13 protein-coding genes and 1 tRNA gene are annotated in these 14,719 nt (G+C 41.5%); 4 read left to right on the plus strand and 10 right to left on the minus strand.

All coding sequences use genetic code 11. The features are described from left to right. Positions 1-62 precede the first annotated feature (62 nt). Entirely contained in the window at positions 63-2,867 is a 2,805-nt protein-coding gene (locus tag H6779_02710; protein ID USN87301.1) for a hypothetical protein, read from the minus strand. Between the two features lie 634 nt (positions 2,868-3,501). Between H6779_02710 and H6779_02715 the strand changes: the two genes are divergently transcribed. Next, positions 3,502-4,782, plus strand: coding sequence for a UDP-N-acetylmuramoyl-L-alanyl-D-glutamate--2,6-diaminopimelate ligase (locus H6779_02715; GenBank protein USN87302.1), 1,281 nt, complete (start codon positions 3,502-3,504; stop codon positions 4,780-4,782). On the opposite strand, the gene H6779_02720 is transcribed toward H6779_02715, so the two are convergent. Next, the gene (locus H6779_02720; protein ID USN87303.1) at positions 4,772-6,256 is read right to left on the minus strand and encodes a hypothetical protein; all 1,485 of its coding nucleotides are present in this window, start codon (positions 6,254-6,256) and stop codon (positions 4,772-4,774) included. The two genes, H6779_02715 and H6779_02720, sit on opposite strands and share 11 nt — an antisense overlap. A gap of 1 nt (position 6,257) precedes the next feature. Next, entirely contained in the window at positions 6,258-6,713 is a 456-nt protein-coding gene (locus tag H6779_02725) for a TrmH family RNA methyltransferase (GenBank protein USN87304.1), read from the minus strand. 24 nt (positions 6,714-6,737) lie between these two features. Here H6779_02725 and H6779_02730 point away from each other — a divergent pair, with 24 nt between their 5' ends. Both H6779_02730 and H6779_02735 read left to right on the plus strand, forming a co-directional pair. After that, positions 6,738-7,136 (plus strand): DoxX family membrane protein, encoded by a 399-nt coding sequence (locus tag H6779_02730; protein ID USN87305.1) that lies wholly within the window; start codon positions 6,738-6,740, stop codon positions 7,134-7,136. Between the two features lie 33 nt (positions 7,137-7,169). Then, a tRNA-Lys gene (locus H6779_02735) sits at positions 7,170-7,242 on the plus strand. A 173-nt stretch (positions 7,243-7,415) separates the two neighbouring features. On the opposite strand, the gene H6779_02740 is transcribed toward H6779_02735, so the two are convergent. From H6779_02740 to H6779_02770, 7 genes are all read right to left on the minus strand, one after another. Next, positions 7,416-7,637 carry a hypothetical protein gene (locus tag H6779_02740; protein ID USN87306.1) on the minus strand — a complete coding sequence of 74 codons (222 nt, stop codon included), beginning with the start codon at positions 7,635-7,637 and terminating at the stop codon, positions 7,416-7,418. Positions 7,638-7,694: 57 nt separating this feature from the next. Next, positions 7,695-8,105, minus strand: coding sequence for an NUDIX hydrolase (locus H6779_02745; GenBank protein USN87307.1), 411 nt, complete (start codon positions 8,103-8,105; stop codon positions 7,695-7,697). 9 nt (positions 8,106-8,114) lie between these two features. Further along, a complete protein-coding gene (locus H6779_02750) occupies positions 8,115-8,819 on the minus strand; it encodes an ion transporter (GenBank protein ID USN87308.1) in 705 nt (234 codons plus the stop codon). Between the two features lie 46 nt (positions 8,820-8,865). After that, the gene (locus H6779_02755; protein USN87309.1) at positions 8,866-9,567 is read right to left on the minus strand and encodes a hypothetical protein; all 702 of its coding nucleotides are present in this window, start codon (positions 9,565-9,567) and stop codon (positions 8,866-8,868) included. 12 nt (positions 9,568-9,579) lie between these two features. Beyond that, a complete protein-coding gene (locus H6779_02760; protein ID USN87310.1) occupies positions 9,580-11,964 on the minus strand; it encodes a hypothetical protein in 2,385 nt (794 codons plus the stop codon). Positions 11,965-12,020: 56 nt separating this feature from the next. Further along, a complete protein-coding gene (gene tsaE, locus H6779_02765; protein USN87311.1) occupies positions 12,021-12,470 on the minus strand; it encodes a tRNA (adenosine(37)-N6)-threonylcarbamoyltransferase complex ATPase subunit type 1 TsaE in 450 nt (149 codons plus the stop codon). Positions 12,471-12,533: 63 nt separating this feature from the next. Beyond that, complete coding sequence (locus H6779_02770; protein ID USN87312.1) at positions 12,534-12,704, minus strand: hypothetical protein; 171 nt, start codon at positions 12,702-12,704, stop codon at positions 12,534-12,536. A 259-nt stretch (positions 12,705-12,963) separates the two neighbouring features. On the opposite strand from H6779_02770, the gene H6779_02775 reads away from it, so the two are divergent. Beyond that, positions 12,964-14,697, plus strand: a complete 1,734-nt coding sequence (locus H6779_02775) for a type II/IV secretion system protein (protein USN87313.1) — start codon at positions 12,964-12,966, stop codon at positions 14,695-14,697. Positions 14,698-14,719 lie beyond the last annotated feature (22 nt).

Here is a 14,719-nt window from a genome sequence, read left to right on the forward strand (position 1 = left end):
AGAAACCCCATAATCAGTTACCTGATTATGGGGTTTTTAAAGAACTACTTACCTGCGAAGAACTATATCAGCTGGTCCATGTTATACCAAACTTGCTCATCCTGAAACCAAACACCAACAATACCGATGTAGGTTTCGTGACCATAAGGACTATCAACCGAAACACTGGCATCAGCATTTTCAGTGAAAGTAAAGTTACTGCGATGAGAGTTTGGCCCATGATAATCCACCTGATCAGGTCCACCTCCACCCACATAAATATCATCACCTAAGCTACCAAAAAAAGTATCGTGACCATCTCCACCGGCAAAAAGATCATTGCTGTCAGTACCGGTCAAGACCTCGTCGGAATTGGTACCCGGTACGATGTTATACAAACCATCACTGAAGACAATCCTTTCCACACCCTCCAAGATATCAACTCCGTAATCAATGTTGTATACGGAAATAACACCGTCAGTATGTAGCTGAGTATTAAACTCGGTTACAGGTTTGTTATAAGTGATGGTGTCAACTCCGTCGTCACCAAAGTAGTGATTGTCACCGCTTTCACCGATGAAGTTATCGTCACCTTTGGTGCCGATAATTGGATAGACCGATATAGGTAACGGACCGATAAAATCAATGTTGCCTAGACTGGTAGGTTGCAGATTGAGACCGTCGCCGACCGGCACATCACCCAGTCCGATTAAGTACACCGCCGGTATAGCAATACCACCTTCTTCAGGATCGTGGATGTTGGTGGTGATTTCGTGCGGAACATCTTCAGCACCACTTTTGGTAACACTCTTGCTTCCTTCCCACTCAAAACCAGCACCACGATATGTATCCGTTCCAAAAGAAACATGGATATGCTTACCTTCCACAAATCCAGTAGCTCCCACAATCCCTAGAGGAGTACCTGCTTCCACATGAGCATCCTTCCAGTTGTCTGGAAACTGAGCCGCAATAGAGCCGGTCTTGGCGTGAGCGTAGGTCATGTACACATCATGCTTTTCTCCGTTTATGGTAGCTTTTTGGTCAAGCAAGATGGTAATTGAGTTACCCAGTTCTCCTGGCCCATTACCGGTAGTGTTGTCTATATAAGATACCACTTTACCGGAAGCTTGGGCGTAGAAGTACGGATCTACTCCAGGAGTTTGTAAATAGCCTCCCGTTAGATTGTAATCTAAGGAAACTTCTTGGTGACCAAAAGACGGTAATCCGGACGGAGTACTTTTCCCTTCAGTAATATGACTAGTCATACCGTTTCCCCCATCACTCATACCTTGTACCACTTGCCAACGATGCCCATCAATAGCTAGTGAGTCAAATGGTTGCCCTATGACCACCTTACCATCAACAGTATCGTTGATCCGAAGAGCAAGATCAGAAAAACCAGGTCTTTCAAGATCCTCCCTTGTCCACTCTACCGGCGGGGTATAAACGCCAAACTCCTGCTTATTAATTCTGATGCCTTTATTTACTTCGTTTTGCACAGAATCTAAAGCCGGCAATTCACCAACACTGGCATAAGCAGTACTAGCAGAAAACCAGCTAACCGCACTCAAAAAACTCTGCGAAAGCAAACCTCCCACCGCTTCCATAGTTTTACCCAAAGAGGAAAGTAGGTGGTTGTCACCCACAAAGTCAGCGGCAGAAGTAGTTCCCACATCTGCCTCCAGCTTATTAAAAGCCTCTGCATGCGTAGCTAAATCAGCTTTAGTGATAGCCGGTGTTATCTCCCACGTTGCGACATCAATTATTTTTAACATCACCTTATCGTTAGCAAGATTGGCTCCTTGCACGTTACTGACTCCGAGTTCAAACAATTCCTCCGCCCAATCTTCAGAATCAGGGTTTTGGATGGTCTTTACCGGAATCGCTACTTTGGTTTGACCAGCCGGTATAGTGAAGCTTATGTCGATAAAGCCTTCATAGTCTCCACCAGCACCTAATACATTAGCTTGATTGTACGTGCCTTTGTAGGTGGTGGCGGTAAAGGTCACATCATGACCGACCGCTTTATCCAACTCCGCGTAAGAGGTGGTAAAGTCACCTTCATTGGTATCACCTCCGGCGTAGAGAGAAAGCGTAGGTAAGGTCTCCGCTACCAGTGTAGTGTTATACACCGTACCATAGGCTGTTCCGTCGGTAATGACAAAATTATCATCATAAGAAAATAGTTTAACATCAATCCGTCGGTTATCGGTCTGACCATCATCAACTGTCTTAATATTGATTGTGACCGAAGTCTCACCAGCCCTAATAACACCACTAACCCACCACGAACCATCAGCAATACTGGCGGTGGTGGTATATGGATTTACTTGCAAATAGACAAGCGTGTCATAGGGTACCGGCTTTTCTGCCCCTACCACAAAACCAACACTACCACCTTCATTACCGGTGGTGTTATTTACCCACAAGCCAATCTGAGTCCGATCATCATCAACGATACCAATACTAGTAATCGGAGAAAGAGTCTCGTGCTGTGAGCTAGCCACCACATGTGAATCTAGAGACAATTCTTGTACATCAGTTATTTCAACTGTAAGACCTTCAAGTAAAGTACTTTCATCGATGGAGTCGTTTACGAGTTCGATTTTTATATCGAACTCAGTTTGACCACTAGCAAAATAATAGTACCCATCGACCAATGAGTCTGATTGTGGCTTTGTAACTATCCTGTAGTCACTACTAGTCAGCCCGTTCCAGTGGTACCAATCCAATTTAAACCAAGTGATTTGGTAAGGATTTGTCGCCTCACCCACCGGTTCACGCTTGATGGTAAAAGTAATGGTTCCATCACTCTCATTATATAGAGCAAAGGTATTGTCACCATTTACCGGATTGTTGTTACGTTTAAAACCATACACAACAGGCATAATTGCCTCCTTATTTTTGGTTAATTTCAAAGAACATGACGAATTTTTTATTCGTCGTCGTTTAGTATACTGGTCTATACTGTAAATACAATTGACTATTAATTACCGACCAACTGAACGACAAATTTACATATTAAAAAAAGACAAAGCTTCTAGATACAGCCTCATCAGGTTATAAACCACTCTAAAACAAATCACGATACCACAATATAAAAGTACTCGTGGTAAATTCACGAGTACTTTATTTAACATTTTTATCAAATTAGTCCAAAAAAAACCGCTCCTTTTAGCCAAGTCATAGATTCTAAAACAACATAGGACATGAACCACAAGACTGCACCGATTATGTAGAATACAATATAAACAAACAATACACAGAAAATTAATAGAAAGGTAGCGGCAAAATACCGGACTGATACCTCCTTACTCGGTATTTTGTCAAATAAATTTCTATTAGCAAATCTATAGGCAGCAAAAGAGACTAGCGCTAAAACAACAACACCGACCGTTATCTGAATATCCATCTATTTTCCTTTCTTTTTGATTGAAAAACCTGAGCTGTACAGGACTGGGAGTATTTATACATACAAATTATCTTTTGGCAAATACACCAATTACTCGTATACTATATAGTATGTCACGTATCATACTGTTATTGAAAAAGTTAATCCCGAAACCCTTATTAGACTTTATTTTACCGTACTATCACTACAGCCTCGCCTACCTAGCTGACCGTTGGTACAAACATCCATCTAAAGAAATTTTTGTAATCGGAGTCACTGGCACCAAAGGAAAGTCCAGTGTAACCGAGCTTATGGCCCGCATCTTAGAAGCTAATGGTCACAAAGTTGCTTCGCTTTCAACTATTCAGTTTAAAATTGGTGACGACGTTGAGCGCAACCTTTTTAAAATGACGATGCCTGGTCGCTTTTTTGTCCAACGTTTCTTGCGACAGGCAGTAGAGGCTGGTTGTTCGCATGCAGTAATTGAAATTACCTCTGAGGGAGCTCGGCAGTTTCGTCATAACTTTTTAGAATTAAACGCACTTATTTTTACCAACCTCAGTCCTGAACATATTGAATCACACGGTTCGTTTGAAAAATACAAACAAGCCAAGTTATCAATTGCCAAACGAGTAGAAGATTCAATTAAACGACCTCGCTACATAGTCGCCAACATTGATGACGAACACGGTCAGGATTTTCTTAACTTTGATGTTGAGCAAAAACTTCCGTATAGCTTAGGTGATCTTTCCTTATACTCCCTACACCGCGATAGTGTCAGTCTGGTTTTTGGCGACACCACCATTCGCGTGCCAATGATTGGTCTCTTTAATGTATACAATATATTAGCCGCTATTACTTTAGCCAAAAGTTTTGGTATATCTTATATGACCATCGACAAAGCCCTTCGCAATATTCCCAAGATTGCCGGACGAGTAGAAAAATTCACCAGTCCCAAAAATGCTACAAAAAATGTCACTGCGATTGTCGACTACGCACACACCACCGACTCGCTGGAAAAGCTCTACCAAGCCTTTCCTGATACCACCAGAATCTGTGTTTTGGGCAATACCGGCGGCGGACGCGATACCTGGAAACGACCGGAGATGGGAGCAATTGCTGATAAGTATTGTGACCAGATTATCCTGACCAATGAAGACCCTTATGACGAAAACCCACGCAGTATAGTAGACCAAATGGCTAAAGGTATCGAAAACAAAGATAAACTAGAAATAATTATGGATCGCCGAGAAGCGATTAGAGTGGCAATTGACAAGACTCCTAGCGGTGGTTATGTCATAGTGTCCGGCAAAGGCACCGACCCGTACATCATGGGACCAAATGGCACCAAGACGGTTTGGAGTGACGCTGAAGTGGTACAAGAAGAGTTAGCTGAACTGGCTATAAATTAAGCGCTCCGATTTGCCAATCTTTATCTTCTTTAATTATTTCTGGAATAACTTTCTTGCCCCCTGCAGTATACAGTGCCCCTTCCCCCATATTGCCAGCACTAATAATTGACACTCGACTCCAGACCGCCTGGATCTTGAGCATATTATCTATTTCAGAACGAAGAATTTTTGAGTCATGAAACCAAGCATGAGAAAACGGATGAGCAACAAAGGGGACATTTTCTCTCCCTTGTACCGCCTGTCTTACCCGCACCGGATCCACGACACCGTAACAAAATAATATTCCCGGAATATCAGCTGAAAAATCTACCTGAGAAGCTTGTGGACCGGGTTTGAAATACGACCGCTTATCAATTCGAGCCAGAACGTCAGTCTGCCCAAATAGTCGCAAAAAACCGGTATAGAGATAGGGTAAGAATTCACCTTGTGGAGTTAGGTACTGCTTGTCAGCATACCAACTGGTTTTATTTTTACCGTCATAAATAATAGATCTGACCGTAGTAAGCTTTTCGCTACTCAATTTGGCTGTACTAGTGAAGACCACAACCGTTTCTGGGTCAGAATAGTTAAAACGAAATAAATTATAAGCTGCTTTAGGGGTAAGGTTATGAGGATTTAGTCCAACCCCTTCTGGTAAAACCAAATAATCAGGCTTGGTTTCCAAAGCCGCCGCCACTGCTTTAGAGACAGCAGCAAACTCATATTCTTGCTGCTCTAAAGAGTCACGATACCCGCCACCAAACTTAGTATTTATAATAGCTACTGTTTTATCTTCAGCTGACTCAACTTTTAACCAATTAAGGTGAGCCGTTGCCCCGAAACCAATCACTGTAAAAGCCAAGGTGTAGTAGAAAAACATCTTTGACTGTGAGTGATAAATAAACCAAACCAGTCCCCCGACCGTCGCCGCCAGTAGTGACAGAACATAAACACCACCAAACTGCGCAAGCAAGATAAGACCACTATGCTCGCCCAAAAGATAGCCGATATGACCTAAGCTGTAGCCTGCGTTGATCGAGCCCCCCGGACCATAAGTAAGAATTGAAAACATAAAGGCTCCGAGCCATTCACTTAAAACCAAGATAAACGGTAGGCCAATCAAAAAAACTTTGATTGGATGTTTATTTTTCAAATACCACAAGCCGGCTCCAGCCAATAAACCACCAAAGCCAATGACCAAAGAAACAATCATCCAATACAAACCAATAATAATTAATTCAATTCTTCCCAAACTGATTTCACTAATCAACAAAGGGTAAGCGCTCCAATACATGGAAGTAGCAAACAAAGCCTTGATGGTAAAAGTTATCAAGCTACCAAGTAAGGCCGACTTTAAAGTTTCTGTCCGACTGACCGCTACCAAAAAAACGAGAACACCTATAAATACCGTTACCCAAAGCGTCGGTACAACAAACCCGATTCCCAACAAAACCCCACTAACTATGTATAAAAATAATGGTGAACCTGGACTCATCCTATACATGATACAACACAATACCGGCTGTAACAGAAACATTAAGAGATTCCTTCCGGCCAAGCATCGGTAATTCCAAAACCACATCTACCATATTGAGTATTTCCTCCGGCAAACCTTCTGTTTCAGAACCAAATATATAAACCACTTTTTCAGGAACCTTAAAGTCGTGAAGTGAAACCGAATTCTCCGCCTGTTCTACTGCTACAGTTTTTACCCCTTTACTCTTTAGTCTCTCAATTAAACCAATCACGTCTTCAACCTTTTCCCAAGATATAAAGTCCTCGGCTCCCAATGCTGTCTTACTAATCTCCGGCACCTTCCGGCCAAACCGGTCTTCTGGAGCTGGGGTAAATCCAGTCAAATAAATTTTACTTACCCCTGCCCCGTCGCTGGTTCGAAAAATAGCCCCAACATTGTAGTGACTACGTATATCACACAACACAACTTGTTTCATACATGCTACACTACCAAATAATCTATGCTGAATCCATTCCCAATTCAATTTTTAGCTCTCTTTGCCTATTTCTTACTTCGAGTCATAACCGGACTGGTACTTTTAACCTTAGGTTACAAACACTGGAAAAGTAGAAAAGAACTTTTTTATACTTTGGCATTACCAATTTTTCCGCACGGAAAATTTATTACTGCGATGCTAATATTTACCGAGATTCTTATTGGTGTAATGCTGATAATTGGATGGTATACGCAAATAGCCGCTCTTATCTTAATCCTCCTGTCCATCAAAACTTTAATCTTCCACAAACACATAAAACACGGAACTATCCCTGGCCGATTGGCCTACATTTTACTTTTTGGAATCGGTTTATCTCTATTTATTACTGGAGCCGGCGTATTTGCATTTGATTTACCGATATAATATGGTAAAGTGTCCCCACAAAAAGATAAATATGCGCCTTTAGCTCAGTTGGTAGAGCAGCTCCCTTTTAAGGAGACGGTCCAAGGTTCGAGCCCTTGAAGGCGCACAAATATTAAAACCCTCCGAACGGAGGGTTTTAATATTTGTGCGCCTTCAAGGCGCAGCCTAGCCCTACTTTTTGAACTAACTACCCTAGACTTACAACAACATAGGGCACCTATGGCAGCTTTGCTGTCATAAAAAAACCACCTACTGAAGGCGGTTTTTCAAGGCCGAGAGTCAGCATTTTAGACTCCTCATTTCAAAACCATCAGAATTTGGATTATTTGAATAAATATCAAGACATAGTTCTCGTGTAACAACTTCACCTAAACCAGCTTCTACTTTAAACTTTCCTTTTTCCAATTTTCTTTTAATTCTTAACATCTTCCTCTTCAGGTTAGATTCTTTACACTGAACCCTATCCAAAAGCTGACCGGCACTATATATTTTTATTAGCATTTTATTGTCCTCAAAAGAAAGTGGCTGCCGAGACTATAGTATAAAATAACAATAAATTCAACAACAGACACCTATATAGTCCCGAAACCTCTCTTTCAAAGCAAGTATCACATCCTCTCTTTCAAAAAATTCTTCTTGAGTAAATAATCTCCACTTCTGCCCTTCGGTTAAATTAATTTCACCCACATCCACTTTTTCTAGTTTAGCCACCATAAATACCGCTTTTTGATTGGGATCTTTTTGTGCAGGATATATTTTTTCCCAAACAATGGCTTCTTCTGCTAGAGACAAACCTATCTCTTCTTTTACCTCTCTAATCACACACCCGATCGGTGTTTCATCACCCTCTCTGCCTCCACCCAAAAAATCCCATTTGTTAGCATTAAAAAGACCCGGCTTGTTATCACGCAAATACATCAATATTTTGTCATCCATCAATATCGCTATTTTCGCTCCATGAAAGTCCATAAACAATAATTACCTCCCCTTAAGCAAAAGCAACCTAAAAACATTCCCGACCACACCAACCAACAATCCAAACAATAGCAACCCCACAAACCTCGTCGCTACATACACCACTTCCCCAAACTGAGTGTCAGGCACAGTCACTGCCATACCTCCCATAAAAACTTTTAAAGACCACCACATACCAGCCGGTATACTTGCAAACGATTCTGTATCTGATTCTGCCAAATAAATTAAAGTCCCCATTACAAGCAAACTCAGCAAGAGCGTTGCTCCGTATATCAAAATATTAAACCCGTAAACACCAAAAGACTCTTCAATATCTTGACCTTTCGGATTACGAGTTATTTTCGCCAGACGTAATATACGCAACAATCTAATTATACGAATCGCTCTAGCTGATTTGAGAAAAGTTAAATTACCTAAACCAAGAAGGGTTGGCAAAATCGCCACCAAATCAATTATTCCAAAGAAACTAAATACATACCTGTACCTAGGTTTAGTTACCAAAAGACGTCCTAAATACTCTAGAGAAAAGATAATTACCGCCACCCACTCAATCAATAAAAACCATTTTTCATACACACTAAGAGACGGGACTGTTTCGAGTACAACCGCCAAAATGGAAACGATCGTTACAACCGCCAAAAAGTTACCGGTCCTAGAAAATGTTTTTGACTCCGTATCAAGAAACGCTCGCCTTAGTATTTCACACATACTTCAATGATATCATGTACTGTATCGCTACTTGTTTCTAGCCATATCATATCCCCAAAACCCACTCCTCCAAAGCCATATCTATATCTCGCCTGCCAGCATGCGACTCGTGGTACAGCTTTAATAATTTGGCGGAAATTTTTTCTATCTCACCTAGCTTAAAATTACGTAGCGCCTGCTTGGCTTTATTGTACGGATAATCTTTTACTCCCGCCTCTTGTGCAGATGAGGTTAACGCCGCAAGTCTTAATGTTTTTAGTTGCCACCAGAGCGTGCCGATTATTTCTTCAGCTACCAAGTTATTTTGCCTAGCTTCTTGGAGCAACACCCAGAGCAGGCGTTTATCTTTACGAGCCAGGGCATCCGCCATCACAAACGGATTAAACCTGGCATCACTAGTCTTTTTATACTCATTTATTTTTTCGGCGTGCTTAGCGAATTTCTTTTTTTCGGCAGCTAGTAACTCCTTTTCTACCACTACAAAAGTAGAGGGTGCAGAAGCCAAGTTATCCAGCAGCCCCAAAAGTTCATCGTAGAAATCTTTGTGCAAAGAAGCGGTATCTATCAAATAAAGCGGGGTTAAGCCAAAAAGTACATTAGCCTGAGTAAAGTTGGTTAATTGTCCCGGTTCGTAGTTATCGGCCTCCAGTTTTATCACTAATTGATCATCGTGAATTGATTCATCAATATACCGATGCGCCTGTTTGCGCACTTCAATTTGATCATTACCACAAAACACTACAAACATACACAAAGAATATTAAACATCCTTTAAATCAGCCCAATTAGGACCAACTGCTACATCTACTGCGATTGGTACCCCAAGCGTCTCTTTTTCCGCCAAGGCTCCCTCCATTATTTCTGCCAATTTCGGTACTATTGTATCAACTAATTCAGTTTTAATTTCGAAGACCAATTCATCATGTACCTGAAGCAAAATCCGCACGTCATCTAATTTATTTTCAGATTCCAGATATTGGTAGACATTATTCATTGCTAGTCGCATTACATCGGCCGCTGTACCTTGAATCGGCGCGTTGATCGCCATACGCTCCGCCCGCGCCCGAATAAAGGGAGCCGATGACTTTATACCAGGAAAATGTCGACGCCGACCAAACAAGGTCTCGGTATATCCATGGTTTCTAGCAAATTCTTTGGTTTCCTCTAAATACTCGGCTAGGCGCGTAAAAGTATGAAAATAAGCATTCAAGAAACTCTGCGCTTCTTCCCTGGAAGTTTCCTCGCCCAGATTTGTCCGCAAAGCGTTTACGCCCATACCATAAAGGATACCGAAGTTAATCACCTTGGCCTTGCGACGCATTTCACTGGTAACCTCATCCGCATTAACTCCAAACACCCTGACCGCAACTCCGGTATGAACGTCTTCGCCCCGTCTAAAAATATCTACCAACTTAGCATCATGCGACATAATCGCCGCAATCCTAAGCTCAATCTGCGAGTAATCTATTCCGACCATGGTAAACCCTTCATCCGCTACAAACGCTCGTCTGATTGCCCGACTCTCCTCGGTGCGGATTGGAATGTTCTGCAAATTTGGATCCTTCGACGAAATTCTCCCCGTGGTAGTACCGGTCTGCAAAAAAGTAGTGTGCACTCGCCCGTCATCCGCCACCTGATTTGGTAAAGTGTCGATGTAGGTGGAGACTAGTTTTTGTAGTTCTCGATATCTAAGTAATTTAGGAATAATTATGTGTTCATCCTTCAATTTCTCTAACTCAGATTCCTTAGTAGACCGTTGTCCACCAGCGGTCTTTTTTTGATTTTTTGGTTTGAGACCCAGTTTATCAAACAACACTTCCCCCAGCTGCTTCGGTGAATTGATATTAAATTCAACTCCGGCATCTTCATAGATTCCAGTCTGTAACGACCCCAACTCAGTATGCATTTCTTTAGATAGCTGTGCTAAATAGTTAGAGTCCAACTTAATCCCCACCGCATTCATGTTGGCAATTACTGTTTGAAGTGGTAACTCAATTTTTTCATAAACAGAATACAACTGTCCAGTCTCTTTCACATTCTTTAGCAATTGTTTTTTTATTTTATGGAAATCACTAGTCTCAAAACGAGCACGTCCATAATCAATAATGTCATTTAAACCAGAATTAGTTCTTTCACTCTCAAGAAGCCACAGTAAAACTCCCGCTTCTACCACTTCTTTTTGATCGATATTTTGAATTTGGTTTTCCAAAGACACATCGGCCTCAAGACCCAGTACATTCTTCAAACGAATCATTAAGGTCTTGAAACCAAGCTCACTAAAGAGTGTTGCGATTTTCTCCACCCGAATAGATTCTCGCCATGACTCAGTCGGTAGAGTAAACTCGACCGGTACATCAGTACGAATAGTCGCCAGCATTTTTGAAAACTGCGCTTCTTCCTCACCTTCTTTGAGCAGCTTTATAATTCTCGGTTTTATTCCCGCCTCAAGAAAAGCTGGTTCGTCTTTTTTTAACTTTTTATAAATAGAATCAATGTCGCCAAACTTTGTTATAAGCTCGGTCGCTGTTTTCTCACCAATCCCGACAATTCCTGGGATATTATCAGACGTATCACCACGCAATCCCTTGTAGTCAGGAATCAGCTTTGGTGGAAAACCAAACCGTTCCTTTACCGCTTTTTCATCATATATAATTGTATCTTTGATACCTTTCTTGAGGGTATAAACCTGGACTCGCTTACCTTCAATACACTGCATCGTATCCATATCACCCGAGGCGATAATTACTTCCAAATTGGACCTATCTTTTGTCTGGTGTGCTATCGTTCCCAACAAGTCATCAGCCTCAAAACCAGCCTGCTCATAAAGCGGAATACCGAAGGCGGTAAATATATCCCTAGAACGAATGATTTGTGTCACCAGAGTATCATCAGTTTTTTCTCGCTTACCCTTGTAGTCAGCAAAAGCGTCGTGACGATAGGTTGGTTCTGGTAGATCAAAACAAGCCACAATGTAGTGTGGGTCAAATTCCTCCACAATTTTAAGTAGCATAGCTACCACTCCATATAAGGCACCGGTTGGTTCGCCATTAGGGGCAGTGAAGTCAGGTAGAGCATGGAAGGCGCGGTGCAAAATCGCGTGAGCATCTAAAATTACTAACCGTTCTTTTTGTTTAGAGTCTTTCACTCTACCAGTATACTGATTTTTTATGCATCCCGCACTAGACAAACACTGGATCTAATCTAGCTATAGGTAATTTCTCTCTCGTTTTCACCGATCACCTTAATATCAATACTAAACATATCGTCCGGTAAGACCGCCATGATTTTTTCCGACCACTCAATACAGACCAGATTATTATTATCAGACATAAGTTCTCCCAATCTAAGTGGTGCTACTTCAGATAAATCGTCTATACGATAAGCATCAATATGGACTAGCTGCTTAAACTTTTGATCACCATTTATTTGGTAAATTTTCATAATAGTGAAAGTTGGACTGGTGACAGTTTCAGTTATTCCAAGTTCCTTTGCTACAAGTTGGACAAAAGTGGTCTTACCCGCTCCGAGTTCACCAGAAAAAGCCACAACAATGGCCTGAGTAGTAGCTTTGTCTTTGATTAGAGTAATATAGTTTTTGGCAAATTTTTCGAGATCCGACTGATCTTTGATAGTAATTTGTTTTAGTGACATAAATATTCAAATAGCGTAGAAGGTAATAGCCAATACAATGATTGGCTATTATTTGTTGGTGTATTATAAACATCTGTTTTCTTCTAACAGCTTGATCGACTCAGGATCGTTGGCAGAAGTTCCGTTCTCGTGCATAGTTGTTAAAATTCTTTCACATGCTTCATTTACACTGAAAAAACTTAACACTGTTTCTCCCAACCTGAACTTATCATCTGACCACCCTCTCGATTCCATAGTATCGAATCCGGCACAACCGATAAAACCCCAGCTGATTAAAAGAATTATAAATACTTTAAAAAATTTAACCTTCATTCCTACCCCTCCTACAGAGTAAATAAATAAAGTAAATACGTAAGTGTATTGGTACAAAAGTTACCATTTCACTTATACCACACCAGTACAAAAGTCGCAAGGGCGATAACCATTCTAACAACAAATTTATTTAGACACGATACTATCACCTGTCACAATCAAGCATGGTACAATTTATTACATGATTAAGTTTAACGATCAGTCCTCCAACACTCGCATTGCTGACCTAAGAAAAAGTGAAGAAGAGAAATTAGTGCAAATTTTGGCACCCCAACGGGGCTACGATTATATAAACCTGCACGGCTACACCATAAACCCGGAAGCGGTAGCTTTATACCCTGAAAAAAAAGCGCGCGCTGCCAATTTAGTTATTTTTGACTCAACTCACGACCTACTTTCAGTAGCAGTCAAAAACCCAAGCGATCCAGTTACTGAACAAGCTTTAGCAGAAATTCAAAACAACCGCCAAAACATCCAAGTATTTATGTGTTCCACTGGAAGCCTAGAACACGCCTGGGAACGTTACGCTGATCTAGTAAAAACCTCAGCTCGTAAAAAGGGAGTGTTCGATATTGATACCAATGACATTGCCGCCTATATGAGTCATATAAAAAATAAAGAAGATGCAGCGACAGAGCTCAAGAACATTTCCACCATCAATAACTCAAAACGAGTAACCGAAACAATTGAAATGATGTTTGCCGGAGCCATTAGTCTTTACGCTTCAGATATTCACATTGAGCCGGAAGAAAATGTAATTAGAGTTCGCTACCGCCTTGACGGTGTACTTCACGACATCTTTGATATTGACCGCTACATCTATGAAAGACTGATGTCTAGATTAAAGTTACTAGCCGGTATGACCCTGAACAAACGGCAAGAAGCGCAAGATGGGCGCTTCACTTTCGTGGTAATAGACCGCGAACTAGAAATTCGTGTCTCGGTCATTCCTGGTGCCTCCGGCGAATCGATGGTTATGCGTCTTCTTGACCCAAGTGTGGCGACTTTTAGAATTGAAAATATTGACCTCAATCCAATCATCCGAAAAGTTGTAGATGACGAATTAAAAAAACCAAATGGATTAATTATCACTACCGGTCCAACCGGCTCTGGAAAAACCACCGCTCTTTATACTTTTCTTAAAGAAACCCACAAGGAAGGCGTAAAGATTATCACTATTGAAAATCCGGTGGAATATAAACTTGAAGGAATTGTCCAAACGCAAATCGGTGATGAATACACCTTTGCTTCCGGACTACGAGCAATCTTACGTCAAGACCCCGACATCATCATGATTGGTGAGATTCGCGATCATGAAGTAGCCGAAACCGCAATACATGCCGCCCAGACCGGTCACCTGGTTTTCTCCACCCTTCACACCAACAGTGCTGTGGGGGGCTTCCCTCGCCTACTAGACTTAGGAATTGATGCCCGAATTATCAGCAGCTCAGTTAGTCTCATGATGGGACAAAGATTGATGCGAAAACTTTGTAACGACTGCAAGCAACAGTACGAGGCCCCACCAGAGGAAATTAGGGTTGTAAAAGATATACTAAGTCAGCACCCAGGTAAACCGACCGTTCCAGAGCCATTAATACTATTTAAAGCGGTAGGTTGTACTGCTTGTGGTGGCACCGGTTTTAAAGGACGAATGGGTATTTTTGAAGCCATCCGAATGGATGAGAAAGTGGAAGAAGTGATAATTCGCGACCCGCGTGAACACGCTATTTTAGAAGCAGCTGCCCCGCAAGGAATACCAACCATGGTGGAAGACGGGGTGGAAAAAGTAGTACGAGGAATTACCTCACTAGCTGAACTAGAAAGAGTTGTGGTAATGCCTAAACCAAAATCTGACCTAGTACCAGAAACAGAAATGGGTAGCGATGACTTATTTTTAGCTCACACTATAGCCTAAAAATGCCTCTGAAAAATAAAAA

Source organism: Candidatus Nomurabacteria bacterium (genome assembly GCA_023898525.1).
GTDB lineage: Bacteria > Patescibacteriota > Minisyncoccia > Phycocordibacterales > UBA918 > OLB19.